This is a genomic window from Spirosoma horti (genome assembly GCF_054776595.1).
This window is the reverse complement of the sequence record NZ_BAAHBQ010000005.1, coordinates 658,262-676,537: the sequence shown is the minus strand read 5'-3', so window position 1 is coordinate 676,537 and position 18,276 is coordinate 658,262. Positions and strand designations below refer to the sequence as shown.

Below are 18,276 nucleotides of genomic sequence, written 5' to 3'. Positions count from 1 at the left end.
TGATGAACGCAACGATCAGTTTCGTGTAACTGGTATACTGGACGCTTACTTATACGGGCAATAGAATTCGAAATGTCGAGCCCTGACCCGGCCTTCCTTCGGCCAGAATGTGCCCCTGGTGGTTATCGACAACTTTCTGAACGATAGCCAGTCCAATGCCGGTCCCCTGGTATTCACTCCGGCCATGAAGCCGCTGAAACACCTGAAAAATCCGCTCAGCCTGGTGGGGATCAAACCCGATGCCATTGTCGTTGATTTCAATCAGGTGAAACAGCCGGTCGGCATCCGTAGCAATTATCGTGGCACCCGTAAACTCACGTCCGTGAACCCGGCGGCTTGTGATCGTGATGAGAGGCTGCTCGGCGTTTTTATCCGTTTTGGTAAACTTGAGTGCATTGCTGATGAGATTTTGAAAAAGTTGCCGCAACTGCGCCGAATCGCCCCGAACAGTGGGCAGGGACTCAACGTTTACGACAGCATTCTTCTCGTTAATGGCCGTTTCTATATCGACCAGTACATCCGCTACAACCTGACCAAGGTTTACCGGCCCAACGGTTTCCCGCTTGGTAGCAATGCGCGAATAGGCCAATACATCTTTAATCAATATCTGCATACGGGCCGCAGCCGACTGCATACGGGTAATCATATCGGCACCCGAATCGCCAATTATGGGGGCAAACTGCGACTGGATAATATCACCAAATGCCTGAATCTTACGCAGGGGTTCCTGTAAATCGTGGGAGGCTATGTAGGCAAATTGCTCCAGATTCTTGTTCGACCGCTGTAGGTCGATAACTGAGTTTTCCAGTTGTTGCTGCAGTCGTTTCAGGGGTGTGTAATCCCCGAACGTAACCAGTACCTCATCGCCCGATTTGGTGGTCATAATATCGAGCCAGACATCGATTCCACTACCATTATAATGAAAATCAAACCGTTGAGATTCACCTGTTATGTACGTTTTATGGTACAGCTCGAACAGGCCGTTGGTTTTATAATCCGGGAACCAGGTACTGCCTAAGGCACCTATCACCACCTCTGGCTCCTGTCCTACATACGAGGCCAGTTGCCGGTTGGCTAGCCGGAACCGGAAGTCAATGACCTCACCAACCTGATTTCGGACAGGACTGAACAGGAAAATGCCCGTCTGGCACGTATCAATAACGGTTTGTAATTCTGTAGCCGACGCTTCAAGGCGTTGCTGAAGCTTCTTGAGTTCCGTGAAATCAGAGAATGTTACCAATATATCCGTGCCAACCTTGACAACGGTGTAACTTTCCCAGGAATCGAGGCTATTCGTATCAAAATGAAAGTTGAAATGCTGCGTTCGACCGGTTTCAAAAATGGCAACGTACCGCTGAAACAACCCATTAGTCAGATATTCCGGAAACCATCGGCTAACCAAATCGCCCATCAGTGCATCAGGTTCCTGGCCAACGTAACTGGCAATCATCTGGTTGGCCGTCCGGAACCGGAAATCAGCAATTTTCCCCAATTCATTGTATACTGGGTTTATCAGAAAAATAGCTACCTGGGCCGAATCGATGACGGTTCGTAATTCGTCGGCCGATTGCTCGATGGTCAGGGCCGACCGTTTAGCAACCGATACATCGGTAAAGGTGACGACCAGGCCATCGCCCAGTTTTTGGCTGAATATGTCGAGCCAGAAATCCAGCCCGTCGTGATTATAATAAACTTCGGTGCGGCCAGGCTGCCCCGTTTCGGTCGTTTGTACATATAAGTCGAACAAGCCCGTTTGTACATTACCCGGAAAGATCGTCAGCATCGTACTACCGATCATTTCTTCGACCTTCCTGTTGACCAAGAGGGTGGAACTACGATTGGCCGCCAGAAAGCTGAAGTCGACAATGCGGTTCGTTTCATCCCGAATGGCCTCAAACGCAATAACACCGCTACTGGAGCCATCCAATACACTGTTGAGCAAGTCGGCCTGCCGTTCGGCCTGGTTTGCGGTTTGCTCGAGCGCGTGCTGAACGCCTTTCAGCTCAGTATAATTGGTAAACGTAATCAGTACGTCGCCATTGAAGCGTACGGCCTTCACGTCGAACCATTCATCAAAGCCATCGACGTCGTAGTTGATCTGAAAATGCCTGTCTTCTCCGGTCTGAAGAACATACTTGCACTGGTCAAAAACCGGGGTATCACGATAACTGGTAAACCAGTCGGAGAAGAGCGTCCCCTGCAAACGGGCGGGTATCTGACCAACCAGGGCGGCTAGCGTGCGATTCACAATTTCAAACCGAAAATCGACATGCGTATTTTCGCCATCATAGACGGGACTAATGACGAAAATACCCGTCTGGGCAATATCAATTACGGACTGCAGATCGGCAGCCGATTTTAATATGGCGTTCTCCGCGATTCGGGTCTTGGTTATCTCGGTAATGGACAGCGTGACGCCATCACCCAGTTTAACCGCAGTAACCCGAAACCACTTTACCTGTCCCTTCTGCGCATAAGCCAACTCCTCCAGAAAGGGCAGGCCCGTCTCCGTAACGGATCGGTATTGGTCAAATAAAGCAGTCTCCTGCGGGCCGGGATAAAGCGCCCGAAACGTGTTGTGAAGGAATGTATCGATGGAGTAACTCAGCAACTGCGTCACCATCGAATTGGCGTGCGTAAAGCGAAAATCGGTTAGTATGCCCTGCTCATCCCGAATGGCTTCGAGCACCAGAATAGCGTCCTGCGATGCGTTCAGAACACCATCCAGCAGTGTACGCTGGCGCTCGGTTTCGAGCGCAACCTGCTTTTGCTCGGTAATGTCGTTCCCCATCACGACAACCCCATCGTTCAGCTTCGTGATCGACGTGTTGTACCAGGCTTGAGGACCCGGGTAAAATTGTTCGACCTGGATGGGTTGACCAGATTCGATTACCTGACAAAACAGATTGAACTGCCCTGCCAGCCGTGAATCGGGATTTATCTCAAGCAGCGTTTTACCCGTCACATCGACGCCTAACCGGGACAGCACGTTTACCCGGCCCCGTTCATTGACCAGCCGAACAGTAAAATCCAGAATATGACCCTGTTCGTCGCGGATGGCTTCGTAGACAAATACCGTAATCAACGACGTATTAAGCACATTACCCAGAAGTGCGCGCTGCCGTTCAGCTTCCAGGGCCAGCTCTTTTTCGGTTGTGATCAGACGAGACACACTCAATACGCCATCACCCGCCCTGGAGCGCGTCACCCGAATCCATTGCTTTAGACTATCATCGAAATACTCGAACTCTGTGGCTACCCCACTCTCAAATACGTCGCACAACTGATGAAACGCCTGCTCAGCTAAGGCTTGATAAAGCGGATTCCCGTAGCGAACAGATGTGCCAATATCGATCTTATACGTGCCCGATACGGTTTGCCGAGCCTTTGGATTGGCGTAGTCAATAACGAAATCAACGATCTGGCTTTTATTGACTTCGTTACCGCCATCGGTATGCTCGTCCGGTTGGCCTGCGTTCTGGCGTACAGCCCGCATCCACACCACATTATCGGGCAGTTGATCGAAAAGTTGGGGTAAAGAAAGGTGATTGGGTAAAGCAGAAAGCATTAGATTGGCGACTTAGGCGGTTGTAAAGCCTGGTCAAATAGCGTAGCAAGTTACTCAAATTTATGGTACGACATCTGGGGGTCTGTCTACTTTTGGCGCCAATTTGTTAGACAATCAGCTCATTTTATTAGATTTTAGTACGGCAGACTCCGGATACAACGTAATTCATACAAGTCGGTTGCAGGCAGACCATTAGTTACAGGCCCGTTTTTGCTTTACCCTCTAAAGATCTATTTATGCATACTACTTCAATCCGTTTTTTAGCCGCTATACTGGCGATTGGCCTTTGTATCAGCTTTACCAGTCGGCCAATAGCCAACGGCTGGGTCAGCATTTTCGATGGCAAGACACTCAATGGCTGGAAAGTTACTGAAGAGAGCCCGGAAACGTTTAGCGTTCAGGATGGCGCTATCGTGGTAGCCGGACCACGCGCTCATTTGTTCTACGAAGGACCGGTCAACAACCACAATTTCAAAAACTTCGAATGGAAGGCCCAGGTGAAAACCATGCCAGGTTCCAACTCCGGCATGTTTATTCATACCGCTTATCAGCCATCGGGCTGGCCATCCAAAGGGTATGAAATTCAGGTCAATCAATCCCATACCGACTGGCGCAAAACGGGGAGTGTGTATGGCCTTCAGGACGTAAAAGAAGTATTTGTGAAAGATGGGGAGTGGTATACCGAACACATTATCGTGCAGGGCAAAAAGGTAATCATCAAAGTGAATGATAAGGTGATCAACGACTATACCGAAGCAGATAGTGTCAGCAATGGCAATTCAGGGAAAAAGCTCAGCAGCGGAACCATCGCCCTGCAGGGCCACGACCCTAAAAGTAAGGTGTTTTTCAAAGACATTCAGATCAAGGTGTTGCCGGATTAAAAAAGCCAAGGCATAAAAAAGCTGTAATAATAAGGGCTTCACATCCTGTATATGAATCCCTTATTATTACAGCTTTTTTATGCCTAAATTCCCTAAAGGAGACTTTGTTCGTGTTTAGAAAAAGCCCCCTTTAGGAGATTTAGGCATAAAAAAGTCAATCAGCGGCTACTCGCTGAGCCATTTATTAATCCTTACGAGATTAAATCAAAGTAGAGAGGTTATACGGAGCGCGCGCTTGTCTCTCCTTATTTAAACTGTTGGATGCTATAGGCACTCGCCTGCAACTGAGCCGGATTTTTGGCCGCGACGGCCGCACTGACCTCATCGATACGGGCGTTGATTGTATAAAGTTTATCGTTCACGAGCACGTTGGTGGTAGCCTGATTGTAGCCAACCGAATCTGTTTTGACAAGTGAAGCTGTTTGCCAGCCATCGGTGCTGCGTACCTGCGACACTTTATTGCGGCCATTCACAACATATAAGTCGTTTTTATAGAGTACCATACCGTCGCCGTTGACTAGCGTTACGCCCGTTATTTCCGAAACATGGCTGGTATTGGTCAGGTCGACTTTAAAAAGCTTTCCCTCATTCGATTTAACCACAATCAGGAATTTATCGGGGTGGTAAACGATACCATTCAGGTTGATGCCCTGCGCCCCACTGAAGAGGGGTGAATTTACCAATAGACTTGCCTGGGATGTATCGGCCGGAACTTTGTAGATGACCGGAGCGAACGAATCCGTTACGTACGCATTGCCCTGATCGTCGAAGGCGATGTCATTGGCATAGTGATTGACGCCCGGCAGGAGTGCCGCTAGATCGACCCGTCGTATGGCCTGCCTGGATGACAGATCGTAAATGAATAACTTGGCCGTCTTAAGGGCCGTTTGTGGGGTACTTTTATCGGAAACACCCTGATCGCCATTACACACGTAAAGCAGGTTATTCCGCACTTTCATACCAACGCTGCTGATCAACTGTTTATCGTCGGAAATGAAATCGGTATATCGCCCCTTTTCATCTACCATCCCCACTTTTCCTTGGGTAATAGAGCTAATCAGAAACTGACTGAACGAAGGCGCGTAGGTTATTCCCTCGGGATATTGCCGGGTTGCTGAAAACGCAATACGCTCGGGAATGACGGGAGCGTCGAACACAGAATCGCTCGTGTTACAGGCCGTAACACAGGCCGTTAGAGCAAGAAGTTTGTAGGCTAAACGAACCATTGATCTGTAGCTTTTTAGTTGAATTGTTAACTATAAATCACGCATGATTGGTAAATGTTTAACATGCTGTTGCTCTTCTTAACGGGCTGGCAGAACAAATCAGGATAAAACCATCCAGTCCTGTTTTTCGTTTACCCACAGATAACATCTCTCAACGATTATGAAACATTTCACCACCTTGACCGAAGCGATGGAAGACCTTCGGAGCCGCGGATATACGCATGAGTTTGGGCCTAAGAAAGATTATCTGGAAGAAATAAGCACTGAAACAAAGCTAAAAGGGGAAGATTTCAACGTAGACGAGTTCCACCGTTTTGAAGGAACTTCAGATCCCGGCGACGAAATGACCTTGTATGCCATTACGGCATCCAATGGGATGAAAGGTGTTTTTGTATCGCCACAAGGAACCTACTCGAACGAAGTATCGCCGGAGTTAATGGCAAAATTCAACGTGTCAGACCGCGCCAATGTCAATACCGACGGGGCTGTGAAGCCAATTGACCCCATTTCTGCGGGCTAATAAGTCATTTCTACGATATTTGCAAGAAAAAAGTCCGGAACATGTAAAATTTTCCGGACTTTTTCGCTATATTTGCGGCCTTTACAAAAAACACGCCGTCTTTTTTGGTGCTAATACATTATGAAGTTATCCGAATTCAAATTTGATTTACCCGAAAGTCTTATAGCCAAATACCCGGTTGAGCGGGGTGAATCACGGCTAATGGTTGTAGACCGAAAAGCCAAAACTATTGAACACAAGCAGTTTTCGGATATGCTGGGTTACTTCAGCGATGGCGACGTGATGGTGATCAATAACACCAAGGTTTTTCCGGCAAGATTATACGGTAATAAAGAAAAAACAGGTGCCAAAATAGAAGTTTTCCTTTTGCGCGAGCTGAACCGCGAAATGAAACTTTGGGATGTTCTGGTCGATCCAGCTCGTAAAATCCGGGTGGGTAACAAATTATATTTCGGGGATAGTGATCTGGTAGCCGAAGTCATTGATAACACAACATCACGCGGCCGTACCATTCGCTTTCTATTCGACGGCAATCACGAAGAATTTATGAAAGCGGTGGATGAACTGGGTGAGACGCCTATTCCGCGCGAAATGAACCGGGAAGCCGAAGAAGCCGACCGCGATGCCTACCAAACGGTTTTTGCCCAGCACGTAGGGGCCGTTGCCGCGCCGACTGCCGGTCTGCACTTTACCCGCGCCATGATGAAGCGCATGGAAATAAAAGGTATTCACTTTGCGCCCGTTACGCTGCACGTCGGCTTAGGTACGTTCCGTCAGGTCGATGTAGAAGATTTGACCAAGCACAAAACAGATTCGGAAAACTACCGGATTCCTGAAGATTCAGCCAAGATTGTCAATACGGCCCTCGACGCTGGAAAACGGGTGTGCGCCGTAGGCACAACATCCCTTAAAGCCATTGAATCGTCGGTATCAGCCAACAGTCGGCTGAAGCCCGTTGAAGGCTGGACCGATAAATTTATTTTTCCACCCTACGACTTCAAGATCGCCAACTCGTTGCTGACGAGCCTGCACCTGCCGGAGTCTATTCTGATCATGATGACGAGTGCCTTTGGTGGTCACGAACTCATCAAGGAAGCGTATCAGGTGGCGATCAAGGAGAAATACCGCTTCTTCAGCTACGGTGATGCGATGCTGATTATTTAACCGGCTGACCTGAATAGTCACCAGTCATTTAGTATTTTTGGGGCCTTGTGCCCCTTTTTTTATGACGGATACGAATCGCCCTTCAAGCAGCTCGCCAACGACTAACTTCGCTATTATTGTGGCGGGGGGAAGTGGCAGCCGAATGAAGTCGGACATACCAAAGCAATTTCTACTGCTACAGGGCAAACCCATTCTTCAGCACACCATCGAGCAGTTTCTGTCCGTTGAACTTCCGATATTTACCCGTTCGGGGTCATTAGACACTGGTTCAGAGAAAATCAACATTATCCTCGTTCTGCCCGAACGTGAACGGGCCAGTTGGGATCAACTCTGCCATGAGAACAACTTTCATCCGGCTATTCAAACCGTTGCGGGTGGTAATACCCGGTTTCAATCGGTGCGTAATGGCCTGAATGCGATTGACGCCCTTACAGGTATAGTCGCGGTTCACGATGGCGTCCGGCCGTTTGTGTCGCCCGAAATTATTCGAAACAGTTTCGTAACGGCCGCCCGAACGGGTTCCGCCGTCACCTGTGTTCCGGTCAAGGATTCGGTCCGGGTCGTTGGCGAAGATGGGGTTAGCCAGGCAGTCGACCGAAGTCAGTATCGGTTAGTGCAAACCCCCCAGACCTTCCGGCTGGACTTATTTCGGCGGGCTTTTCAAACGGAGGAGCAGGCTTTTTTTACGGACTGCGCCAGCGTGATGGAATACGCCGGTTTCCCGATCACCCTGATCGACGGCGCGTATGAGAACATAAAAATTACAACGCCGGAAGACTTACGCTAATGCGCCACCGATTCGCTCCTGACCATTATGCTGCGGGCATCCTTGCTGGCGACCGGCTGGTCCTTAGTCAGGCCATTACGCTCATTGAGAGCAGAAGGCCCGATGATCAGGTGCTGGCTCAGCAGGTTCTGGAACGTATTTTACCGAACACGGGCAACTCTGTCCGGGTAGGCATAACGGGGGTTCCCGGCGTTGGCAAGAGCACCTTTATCGAGTCGTTCGGTACCTATTTGACTAGCCTTGGCCATCGGCTGGCCGTCCTCACGGTCGATCCAACCAGCCAGCGTTCGGGCGGGAGTTTACTGGGTGATAAGACCCGCATGGAGACTCTCTCGATGAATCTGAACGCCTACATACGCCCCTCTCCTGCGGGCGACTCGCTGGGCGGTGTCGGTCATCGTACCCGCGAAACAATGCTCCTTTGCGAAGCGGCTGGTTTCGACCTGATTCTGGTTGAAACCGTCGGCGTCGGCCAGTCGGAAACCGTTGTTCATGGCATGGTCGATTTCTTTCTGTTGCTGATGCTGGCCGGTGCCGGTGATGAATTGCAGGGTATGAAACGCGGGATCATGGAACTGGCCGACGCGCTGGCCATTACCAAAGCCGACGGCGACAATGAACAGCAGGCCAACCGCGCCCGGATGGAGTATGAAAATGCACTTCATTTGTTTCCACCCACGGGCAACGGGTGGTTCCCGCCAGTGCTCACCTGTTCAGCCATAACGGGTGCGGGTATTGATGCACTTTGGGCAACCATTTTGCAACAGCAACAGCTAACAACCGAAAACGGCTACCGCAGCCGCCGACGACAGGAACAACAGCTTACCTGGTTCCGGTCATTATTACGGCAACGACTGGAAAGCCACTTTTACGATCAGCCAGGGATGCGAAATCGCCTGGATCGTGTTGAGAACGAGGTTCGGGCTGGTAGACTCCTCCCCGTTCCCGCCATTGAAACCTTATTGACTCAATCGCCTACTGGGCATTGACTTCGTGAACGTTTAATCACCATGCACAAACTACTTGTAGTGATCATTGGTCTTCTGGCCACCGTGCCTGTTCTCGCCCAGCGAGATACGCTTATTCGGATCTCGGCAACGGGCGGCTTGCAGTTTGACCAGAAACGGCTTATTCTAAAACCCAATACGCGGGTCAAACTGGTATTTCAGAATAAAGACGACATGGCACATAATCTGGTCGTTACCCGTCCGAACTCACGGCTCCGGGTCGTTGAGTTTGCCCTGGCGTTGGGCGAAAAGGGCGCGCAGCAACACTACATTCCCGTTATGGATGATGTACTGGCGCATACGACAAGCGTTGAACCCGGCAACACGGATACGTTGACGGTGACACTGGCAGAAGGTGCTTATCCCTTCGTTTGTACGTATCCTGGTCATGGTTCCATTATGTACGGCGTTATTTATGCAACCAGCCAGCCTAAACGATTACCAGCTCCCGAAGACGATCTGAATATGCCTAACCCCGCTCGTAGGGTAGAAATGGCGCATGGCGCACACAAACCTGCGGCCCCGGGTCATCCATACGCCCTGCAACTGCCAGCCATTTATCGAACCTTTATGCCTGACTGCGGGCCGGCTGCCATTGCAGTGGGGTTGCCGGGTGCAGAAGGTGGTCAGTCTTATGTTTTTGATGCTGGCCAATGCCGGTTGCGTTATGCCTGGTCGGGGGGCTTTGTGGACAATACCGAGCAATGGGATGGCAAAGGGCAACTGTTTACAAAAGTAGTGGGTGACATTTATTTTCGGGATACCAGCGAATTTCCCTGGCGGGTTGGCGATGTAATGCCCAAGGCCCAATTCAAAGGGTATCAACTCCAGAATCGGTATCCGGAATTTCGGTATGCGCTCAATGGGATTAACGTCCGCGAACGTATTCAATCCGTACCTAAAGGCCGGGGACTTGTCCGCAGCTTTACCATTAGCCCAACCCAACAGCCGATTTCGTTCATCGCCAATGCCCAGCCCGGCATCCGGATTCGATCTTCAGTTGGTCAATTTCAAAATGGCGTCCTTCATCTCCCAAAAGGCACCACTCAATTTACCTTAACCATCACCACAGACTAAGCGATCTTTTCTACATGGTCTGAAACGATATCATCGATAATAGATCCTACACCCATACTCCTTATGCTCGCATCCCTGCTGCTTTCGACGTTCCTGCTGGCGTCTTCGCCCGCTGACACGATAACGGACTATTATGAAGTAGAAACCATTGCGACGCCCCCTGGCCTGGTTGCCGAAACGGGTGGCTTGTCTTTCCTACCCGACGGGCGAATGGCGGCCTGTTTTCATCGGGGCGAGGTGATGCTTTATAATCCAAAAACGAAAACCTGGAAACTCTTCGCCGAAGGCCTACACGATCCGTTGGGCGTGATAGCGGTTAGCAATCGGGAACTGCTGGTGATCCAACGGCCCGAATTAACCCGCCTGACTGACACGAATGGAGATGGGCTAGCCGATTTATACGAAACCGTTACCGATCAGTTCGGCATGTCGGGTAACTACCACGAATTTGCCTTCGGGCCAGTACGCGATGCGAAAGGCAACCTGTATATCAGTCTGAACACGGCCTCCAATGGGGCCGGTATTCGAGATGAAGTTCGTGGGCAATATGATGCACTAGGGCGACAGGGTCGGATGTATGCCTGTGTTCCTTATCGGGGCTGGGTAATGCAGATTACTCCGGATGGAAAAATCAAACCCTATGCCAGCGGATTTCGGTCGCCCAACGGGATTGGCTTCGATGCCAAAGGGCGTTTATTCGTTACCGATAACCAGGGCGACTGGCTTGGCACCAGCAAACTTTACCATGTTGAAGAAGGTAAATTTTACGGTCATCCAGCCAGTCTGGTCTGGCGACCCGGTTTCCCGGATATAGACCCACTTACCTTACCCGTTCAAACCCTCGATAGCCTGCGAACCGTCGAGAGCATTGCCTTCCCGCATGAGGTAATGGCCCACTCACCAACGCAACTTGTGTTGGACAATACGGCTGGCAAGTTTGGACCCTTTGCCGGACAATTGTTTGTGGGCGACATGGACTTCGCCCATCTGATGCGCATTTTGCCTGATGAAGTAAATGGCCAGATTCAGGGAGCCTGCATACCGTTCTTCAGTAAAGCCGGATCAGCTGGAGTGCCCTTGCGAATTGGCAACAACCGGCTGGCGTTTGCCCCCGACGGTAGTTTATATCTGGGCCAAACCGACCACGGTTGGCTTGGTGCCCGGGGTATCCAGCGCATTCGGTATAAAGCAGGCACGCCATTGGATGTAATGGCTATGAAACTAACGCCTACTGGCTTTGCTTTAACCTTTACTCAGCCTGTTGATGAAGCAACGGCGCGGGAGGTAACCAACTACCACATTCGCAGTTATTATTACGAGTACCATCGAGCCTATGGGTCTCCTCAGATGGACGTTCGAGCCGTCGACATCTCGGGCATTCAGCTTTCGGCCGACCGCAAAACCGTATCACTGACGCTGGCCGGATTGACTCCAAAGCGAATCTACGAATTCACGCTGGGTAACTTACAGGCAGATAACGGCCAGAAGAAACTGATGAATCACCTGATTTGCTACACGCTGAACCAGTTAGCTAAACCATAAAGAAGCCGCTTTGTCAGTTGCTTTTCGGGCAATAACAAAGCGGCTTTCTACTTATTTGTGCCAGTGCGTTGGCGGCCAGCACGATTAACGTCTATGAATTACCCAGCGTCCGATCTGGCTCATTCGCCCGGGTAGCCGGAATAGTAGTATCGTTGGTGCTGTTATTCCAGTCAGCGTTGTCCGTATTGGTAGCGTCTTCGGATACCGGAGGCTGCCCCCACGACGCCCGTTTGGACTCTTCTATTTCGTCACCCGAGATGTCCGTTGCCTTGTCAGGGTCCGCTGCCGTAGCCTGTGTATTTACGTAATCTTCCGGTACATCGACATCACTGCTATCAGCTACACGGGATGGCAGATCGTTATCAAGATTTTTATCGTTCAACTGGGCTAATTCTGGGGGAATACCCATTGTGTTGTGCATGCCTTGAGCCGCATACGACTCGGTACTTTCTTTGCGGGAATTGCTACTTACGCTCATAACGTTGATTAGTTAAGTGTTGAGAATTTAAGAAAAGTCATGACCTATATGGTCATCAATAGGTCGGTTTGTTATTAAGGTCTGTACCCGTCTCAGCTACTTCTTCTTCACGTTCCTGCTGATCTTTGTCATCCTCCTGATTATCATTCTGTTTTTTGGCAGCTTCCTGGGCATTAGGAACGGGAACTTGATCGGCCGAAGCATAATCATCGGGGCCTTCTGTTGTTACGTCGACCATGGCCGTGTTGGTTTTGGCTTCATCGGCAACGGCGGCATTGGCTCCCTCCTCGGTCACCTCCATCGTACTGTTCGTCACGTCACCCATTCGGATTACACCATTCTTACTATCCATGTCTATGCTGCCCATTCCCCGAATGTTGCGCCCATCCTGTCCACCACGGACTTGCTCACTGTCGAGCCCATTGGCTGAATTTTCCTGCTCGAACGTATTTACATTATCGCCCGTCTGGCGGTCTACATCGCTATCGTCAGAGCCAAATGGCCCTTCAGTCCGACCTGTGATCTGGGCATCTTTCCGTTCTACATCTTCTTCCTCTTTCATGGCGTTGAGTCATCTTATTTCATAGATTAACTTCTATTCAGACAAAAAGTTTATGCTTGATTGCATGCGTATTATGTTTAGGAATGCGACAAAACAGGAACAGCAACTATAGTCTGCGTTACCTACCGCTCAATCAATAAGCATACCATATAATATACATAAAGCTTGTTAAAACTAGTTAGAAGTGGTTAACTTGCTATATTCCCGTCTTAATTACCGTTGCTTATTGGGCTCTTTCGTGTTGCTGACTACTGAGTACGCGTAAAGATTTTACCAACCTGTTTTTAAGGAAAGTAAACAATATAAGCATCTCTGGAAACTCGAATTTTAATAGTTGGATAAAGCGTAATGCAAAAAGCGGGTTGACATTGTCGACCCGCTTTTTTTACATCCAAAGTTCAGTATAACGTAAATAGAAAAAGGGAGGCCATCCATTCGATAACCTCCCCTTTTCTGTTAGTTTAGTAACCTTGATTAATCAACATCCCAGAACAATTTGGTGGCGAATACATCAATAGTACCCTGTGCCGTCACGTTTGCTGAGTTTGAGCCTCCTTCGGTATTCGGATAGAAAAGACGAGTAGGCCGTTTGTTATCCGGCACTTGAATACTCTGTGGTGTAACCGGCAGATTCGTCCGGCGGTATTCAGCCCAAGCTTCCAGACCACTGAAGTTGGTCAGGGCAATCCATTTCTGGATGGCAATGGCCGCCAATTTATCGGTCGATGCATCCCAGTCATAGTTCTGGATTTTGCTATCTTTAAAGGCAGCCGCACCAGCGACATTAGCACCCAATACGCGGAACGACTGCACGATACCTTCTTCAAAATAAGCTTTCGCGGTATTTGGCAGGGTAACATCGGAGTACCGTTGTTTGGCTTCTGCCAGCAGAAACTGAATTTCCGACGCGGTCATAATAAGGTAAGCCCGGTTGTATTCGCCCTTTACGATCAGGCTGGGTCCTAAAGAAACGGTGTTGGCGGGCAAATAGCCTGAACTGGCGCCAAACGGTGTTCCTGAATAGTTCGCCATAACTTCGGCTTTCGTACTCACACCCGGTGTGTTGCCATTTTCTCCCCCGTTGGCATAGGCAATCCGCTTTAATCGCAGTGTATCACCGGCTGCTTTGAGGCTGTTCACCAGAAACTGCGTTGGCCGTGGGTAGTTATTCAGTGCCCGTTTGGCACCCGTAGCATCATAACCCCAACGGTCGTAGACCGGATTTAGCTGACCGGCTGCTGGCTGGAAGAACGATGGTCCACCAATGCCAACATCAGATCCGGTAATAAAGCCAGAACCTTCGGTCACAATTTTGTTAACCTCAGTTTTGATATATGCATCCCGGCCCGCGACTTTGGCCTGGCGAATCAGAATGCGCATTTTTAGTGAATTGGCGAATTGAATCCATTTCGTAACATTGCCGTTAAAAACAATGTCTGACGTACCAAAACTACCAGTAAACGCATTCGCTTTCAGATCGACAATCGCTTCATCCAGCAAGGTAATCAACGACTCATAAACGGCCTTCTGGTCGTCGAATTTCGGAGCCAGTACGGCTGCCGCTTTCAGTGCATCTGTATAAGGAATGTTGCCATACAGATCAACCAGTTGCTGAAACAGCATGGCTTTCATCACTTTGGATGGTCCTTTCAGGAATTTCTGACTATTGGCATCGGCGTTATTAATCACGAACTGATAGTCTTCCAGATTATCGTAGTAGGTATCCCAATAATTGAAATCGCCATTGGTAAACTGGTAAGCAAACTGCGTAGTCGTAATGATATACCCGTTCCCCTGCGACCACTGGCCAGCCCAGTAAAAACCGAGTTCGTTTGAGCCTTGCCCATTCGTATTGCCGGCTATGTTCGTCGCCGTCGTATTCAGCGCATTGGTGAATACATAGTTTGGCGAAGAGGTTGGCAACTGGTTTGGGTTCGTATTAATATCCAGAAATGATTTGGTATTGCAACTACTCCCCACTGCCACTAAGGCAGCTATAATTAGTGTTTTGAATTTCATATCAAGTCAATGTTGATGTTACTAGAAAGTAAGGTTGATGTTCACACCATACTGGCGAACGGGCGGGGTCTGGCCGGTCGTGTTGATCCCAATCCCCAGCGCTGATGTCGTGGTAGGCGATGTTGTAGCCTGGCTTCCTGGTGATGGATTGCCCACACTACTGAACTCAGGGTCGGTATAGTAATTCAACTTATCGACAATTGTCAGCAAATTACGACCATACAACGCAATGCTGGCTCCGGTGAAAATCTTGGTCTTACTCAGCAGGCCTTGTGGCAGGCGATACGACAGGTTAATATCTCTGAGTTTGATGAACCAGGCGGGTGTAACGAAGTTCTCAGAAATCAACCGGTAGTTATCCACCCAAAGGGAATACTCAGCCTCCCGAACGTTTACACTCGTATTAGGCACTACCGTTGTACCATCCGGTCCTAAGTAGGCCGAGTTCGGATAGATGTGTGGCGCCCGATCTTCGGTCCATTTGCCCGTTCCGGTAAAGGTCATCTGGCGGCCCAGATCGCTGAACATGACGTTGCCACCCCGATACTCGAAATTGAATGTAAAGCCGAAGTTACCGTACTCCATTTTGGAACCCAGGCCAGCAATGTGCCGGGGCAATACACCACCACGAGGTAACAACGAGGTATTACGGATCGGGTACCCAGTCGTTGCATTGACCAGTACACGACCTGAGTTGTCTGGTGCATATTGATAGCCATCCGTTTTCAGGATCGGGAATCGAGAATCTTTGATTACGTTAAGGTTGGCGTATGAAAGAGGAGAAACCCCATTTCCAGAGCCATACTGAAACTCGTTGATACCCGGATACAAGTCCACGACTCTGTTGTCGTTGTAGGAATAACGAACGCTGGCATCCCAGGAGAACTTTCCTCCTCGGGCAATCAGGTATTTTACTTCAGCTTCATACCCCCAGTTCTTGGTTTCGCCTACATTGATCAGTAAATTCTGGAAACCAGTCGAATTTGGGACCCGAACCGTAATTACCTGACCTTTTGACGTCTGCGTATAAGCTGATACGTCAACGTTGATCCGGTTGTTCAACAGTTGGAACTCGGCACCAATTTCGGACGAATAAACCGTCTCAGGTTTTAAATTGGGATCAGGCAGGGTGTTGCCTACTGTTAAACCAACCGTGTTACCATACGGAAAGCTAGTCCCATTCGGATAGGTCAGGTCCAGGCCATACAACGGGATATTATCGTTGGCGTTTTTGTTGTAGTTGGCCCGTAGCTTGAAGTAGTTCATGAACTCACTCTTGATACTTGGAAAAGCATCGCTGGCAATGAACGACGCGGCTACGCCATAATATGGGTATGACCAGAAACTGGCATCACGGTTGGGTTTGTAGAACTTGGACGTCTGATCGAAGCGGAACGAACCGTTCAAAATCAGGTAATTCTTGTAGTTCATGGTCAGGTCGGCATAGTAGCCCAGACGGCGCTCCTGTGTCAGAATCTGCCCACCCGTCAGGATACCCTGGCGGTTCGATACGTTATATACGTCAGGTACAACAATCGAGCTTGAGCCGACAGCCATGTTGTTGGTTGTGCGCTGGTACAGACTATTCCCTAAGATTAACCGGTTTGACAACGGACCTAAGTCTTTCGATAACTGAACCTGAAACTCGTTATTGATCACGTTTTCTGTCCCTGAGTAATCATTTACAGAACCGGGAATGTCTGTAATAGCCCGATAAATACCGGTACCGTCACCATCCCGGAAGAACGGAGCCGGAATAAACGATTTGGATTTAGCCCAGTCCGTATAGGTAAACTTCCCGGTCGTATTTTTACCCGTCCGAGAATTGTTCATTACGCCCAACCGGTTCGTAACCGATAACCAGTTAGTTGCCTTGAGTGTCAGACTTAGGTTACCGTTTATGTTCGCATCCTTATAATTCAACCGGGCATTGTCGGCCTCGAAATACGGGTTGTTATAATAGTCGTTGTAGAAACCATTCGGATTCGCCAAGGGGTTATTCCGCCAATCGCGCAGGTCATTGAGTGGTAAGTTGGCTGGCTGATTGAGTACGTTATTATAAAAGTCAGATGACGTACGGTTATAAACGCCCTGTACATACCCGGCGTTGAAGCTGGCCGTTAGTTTACCGTATTCCTTCGTGGCCGACAGACGCGTACCCGTCCGAACACTCTTGTCATTAGGAACAATGCCGTTTACGGATTGATTTTCAATCGACATGTAGAACGAACTCGTTTCGTCGCCCCCCTGGAAATTGACCTGGTTGTTCACCGAAACGCCCGTGTTGAAGGCTTTCCGACGCGCATCTTTAACCGCCGAGTACGGAATAATTAGCTGGCTACCATCCTCGGCCGTCCGTCCCTGAATCCGCATCGAGCCGTCAAACATATCCCCATACTGCTGGTTTTCGTACGAACGCCAGTTATCGGCCATCCGAGCCAGGTAATCTGTTTTATACCCTGCCGTTCCGAACGCCGTAGCATAGTGCGAGCCCGAGCCATACTTATCCTGGATCTGAGGCAGGAAGCTGATCTGTTCGAAGTTCGTGCTATTGGAATAATTCACTTTCAGCTTGCCTTTGGCACCCCGCTTGGTCGTGATGATGATGGCACCGTTGATACCCGACGAACCATATAAGGTGGCCGCCTGACCACCTTTCAGAATGGACACACTTTCAATATCGTTGGGGTTGATGGTCGACAAAATGGTCGAGGTTGTCTGCATCCCATCGAGTACGACCAGGGCTTCATTATTACCCGTCAGTGACCGATACCCACGCAAAACGATTTTTACGGCCGGGTCAACGCTATTGTTGACGTTATAGACGGCCAGACCGGTTACTTTTCCGGAGAGCGCCTGTGCCAGTTGAGGAGACCGGCCAACGGTCACATCGCCATTGTCTACTTTGGAAATAGCGTACCCGATTTCCCGCTGGTTCTTCCGAATACCCTGAGCCGTTACGACAATTTCCTGAAGCTGCGAGGCATCTGGTTTGAGAGCCAGATTAATGGTAGTCTGATTGTCAAGCTTTACGCTCTCCGTTGCGAAACCAATAAAGCTAATCTGTAAAGTAGCTCCTTTTTCGGCACTGATTTGAAACGTACCGTCTGAATTGGTAGTGGTTCCCTGGCTTGTTCCTTTAACAAGGATAGTAACACCCGGTAGTGGCGAGCCATCCTCTGATGAAGTTACCTTTCCAGTGACAGCCCTATTTTGGGCAAACAATGGAATAGCAAGTAAACACAGGCAGAGCTGTGTTAGTAGAAATTTACGCATGCGACAATGTTTAAGTTAAGAAGTGGTACTTAAGTATAAAACCTAGAGCAAAATTATTAAAAAACTATTAAAGATATACCCTAAGCTGACACAAAAAACAGAATAAGAATATCTGCCAAGTACCGAATCATTAAAATATTATTCTAATTGAATACACTATAGCCTAATA

The 18,276-nt window shown here is 49.2% G+C and carries 13 protein-coding genes; 7 read left to right on the top strand and 6 right to left on the bottom strand.

The genetic code is table 11. The annotated features are described in order from the left end of the window. Positions 1–49: 49 nt before the first annotated feature. A complete protein-coding gene (locus tag ACYVAM_RS17900; RefSeq protein ID WP_461069416.1) occupies positions 50–3,568 on the bottom strand; it encodes a PAS domain-containing sensor histidine kinase in 3,519 nt (1,172 codons plus the stop codon). Positions 3,569–3,804: 236 nt separating this feature from the next. On the opposite strand from ACYVAM_RS17900, the gene ACYVAM_RS17895 reads away from it, so the two are divergent. Beyond that, positions 3,805–4,449 carry a 3-keto-disaccharide hydrolase gene (locus ACYVAM_RS17895; RefSeq protein WP_461069414.1) on the top strand — a complete coding sequence of 215 codons (645 nt, stop codon included), beginning with the start codon at positions 3,805–3,807 and terminating at the stop codon, positions 4,447–4,449. A 245-nt stretch (positions 4,450–4,694) separates the two neighbouring features. Here the strand turns inward: ACYVAM_RS17895 and ACYVAM_RS17890 are convergent, their stop codons facing one another. Next, positions 4,695–5,675 (bottom strand): gluconolaconase, encoded by a 981-nt coding sequence (locus tag ACYVAM_RS17890; protein WP_461069412.1) that lies wholly within the window; start codon positions 5,673–5,675, stop codon positions 4,695–4,697. Positions 5,676–5,835: 160 nt separating this feature from the next. Between ACYVAM_RS17890 and ACYVAM_RS17885 the strand changes: the two genes are divergently transcribed. From ACYVAM_RS17885 to ACYVAM_RS17860, 6 genes are all read left to right on the top strand, one after another. Further along, entirely contained in the window at positions 5,836–6,195 is a 360-nt protein-coding gene (locus ACYVAM_RS17885) for a hypothetical protein (protein ID WP_461069410.1), read from the top strand. A gap of 120 nt (positions 6,196–6,315) precedes the next feature. Continuing rightward, positions 6,316–7,359, top strand: a complete 1,044-nt coding sequence (gene queA, locus ACYVAM_RS17880) for a tRNA preQ1(34) S-adenosylmethionine ribosyltransferase-isomerase QueA (protein ID WP_461069408.1) — start codon at positions 6,316–6,318, stop codon at positions 7,357–7,359. 61 nt (positions 7,360–7,420) lie between these two features. After that, a complete protein-coding gene (locus tag ACYVAM_RS17875) occupies positions 7,421–8,146 on the top strand; it encodes a 2-C-methyl-D-erythritol 4-phosphate cytidylyltransferase (protein ID WP_461069406.1) in 726 nt (241 codons plus the stop codon). Beyond that, positions 8,146–9,135, top strand: a complete 990-nt coding sequence (meaB, locus tag ACYVAM_RS17870; RefSeq protein WP_461069404.1) for a methylmalonyl Co-A mutase-associated GTPase MeaB — start codon at positions 8,146–8,148, stop codon at positions 9,133–9,135. The genes ACYVAM_RS17875 and meaB overlap by 1 nt, the downstream gene beginning before the upstream one ends. Positions 9,136–9,156: 21 nt before the next feature. Continuing rightward, positions 9,157–10,230: a plastocyanin/azurin family copper-binding protein gene (locus ACYVAM_RS17865; RefSeq protein ID WP_461069402.1), complete on the top strand. Its 1,074-nt coding sequence runs from the start codon at positions 9,157–9,159 to the stop codon at positions 10,228–10,230. A gap of 63 nt (positions 10,231–10,293) precedes the next feature. Further along, positions 10,294–11,772 (top strand): PQQ-dependent sugar dehydrogenase, encoded by a 1,479-nt coding sequence (locus ACYVAM_RS17860; RefSeq protein WP_461069400.1) that lies wholly within the window; start codon positions 10,294–10,296, stop codon positions 11,770–11,772. A gap of 91 nt (positions 11,773–11,863) precedes the next feature. On the opposite strand, the gene ACYVAM_RS17855 is transcribed toward ACYVAM_RS17860, so the two are convergent. The 4 genes from ACYVAM_RS17855 to ACYVAM_RS17840 all read right to left on the bottom strand — a co-directional run bounded on the left by ACYVAM_RS17855 (position 11,864) and on the right by ACYVAM_RS17840 (position 18,107). Further along, positions 11,864–12,250 (bottom strand): hypothetical protein, encoded by a 387-nt coding sequence (locus tag ACYVAM_RS17855; protein ID WP_461069398.1) that lies wholly within the window; start codon positions 12,248–12,250, stop codon positions 11,864–11,866. A 55-nt stretch (positions 12,251–12,305) separates the two neighbouring features. Next, positions 12,306–12,812, bottom strand: coding sequence for a hypothetical protein (locus tag ACYVAM_RS17850; RefSeq protein WP_461069396.1), 507 nt, complete (start codon positions 12,810–12,812; stop codon positions 12,306–12,308). Between the two features lie 474 nt (positions 12,813–13,286). Continuing rightward, positions 13,287–14,831 (bottom strand): SusD/RagB family nutrient-binding outer membrane lipoprotein, encoded by a 1,545-nt coding sequence (locus ACYVAM_RS17845; protein ID WP_461069394.1) that lies wholly within the window; start codon positions 14,829–14,831, stop codon positions 13,287–13,289. Between the two features lie 21 nt (positions 14,832–14,852). Further along, complete coding sequence (locus ACYVAM_RS17840) at positions 14,853–18,107, bottom strand: SusC/RagA family TonB-linked outer membrane protein (RefSeq protein ID WP_461069392.1); 3,255 nt, start codon at positions 18,105–18,107, stop codon at positions 14,853–14,855. Positions 18,108–18,276 lie beyond the last annotated feature (169 nt).

Bases quoted from the DNA above. Each gene is read 5' to 3' on its own strand.
- ACYVAM_RS17885 (WP_461069410.1), top strand. From the start codon at position 5,836: ATGAAACATTTCACCACCTTGACCGAAGCGATGGAAGACCTTCGGAGC.
- ACYVAM_RS17895 (WP_461069414.1), top strand. From the start codon at position 3,805: ATGCATACTACTTCAATCCGTTTTTTAGCCGCTATACTGGCGATTGGC.
- ACYVAM_RS17840 (WP_461069392.1), bottom strand. From the start codon at position 18,107: ATGCGTAAATTTCTACTAACACAGCTCTGCCTGTGTTTACTTGCTATT.
- ACYVAM_RS17900 (WP_461069416.1), bottom strand. From the start codon at position 3,568: ATGCTTTCTGCTTTACCCAATCACCTTTCTTTACCCCAACTTTTCGAT.
- ACYVAM_RS17860 (WP_461069400.1), top strand. From the start codon at position 10,294: ATGCTCGCATCCCTGCTGCTTTCGACGTTCCTGCTGGCGTCTTCGCCC.
- queA (WP_461069408.1), top strand. From the start codon at position 6,316: ATGAAGTTATCCGAATTCAAATTTGATTTACCCGAAAGTCTTATAGCC.
- ACYVAM_RS17845 (WP_461069394.1), bottom strand. From the start codon at position 14,831: ATGAAATTCAAAACACTAATTATAGCTGCCTTAGTGGCAGTGGGGAGT.
- ACYVAM_RS17855 (WP_461069398.1), bottom strand. From the start codon at position 12,250: ATGAGCGTAAGTAGCAATTCCCGCAAAGAAAGTACCGAGTCGTATGCG.
- ACYVAM_RS17875 (WP_461069406.1), top strand. From the start codon at position 7,421: ATGACGGATACGAATCGCCCTTCAAGCAGCTCGCCAACGACTAACTTC.
- ACYVAM_RS17865 (WP_461069402.1), top strand. From the start codon at position 9,157: ATGCACAAACTACTTGTAGTGATCATTGGTCTTCTGGCCACCGTGCCT.
- meaB (WP_461069404.1), top strand. From the start codon at position 8,146: ATGCGCCACCGATTCGCTCCTGACCATTATGCTGCGGGCATCCTTGCT.
- ACYVAM_RS17850 (WP_461069396.1), bottom strand. From the start codon at position 12,812: ATGAAAGAGGAAGAAGATGTAGAACGGAAAGATGCCCAGATCACAGGT.
- ACYVAM_RS17890 (WP_461069412.1), bottom strand. From the start codon at position 5,675: ATGGTTCGTTTAGCCTACAAACTTCTTGCTCTAACGGCCTGTGTTACG.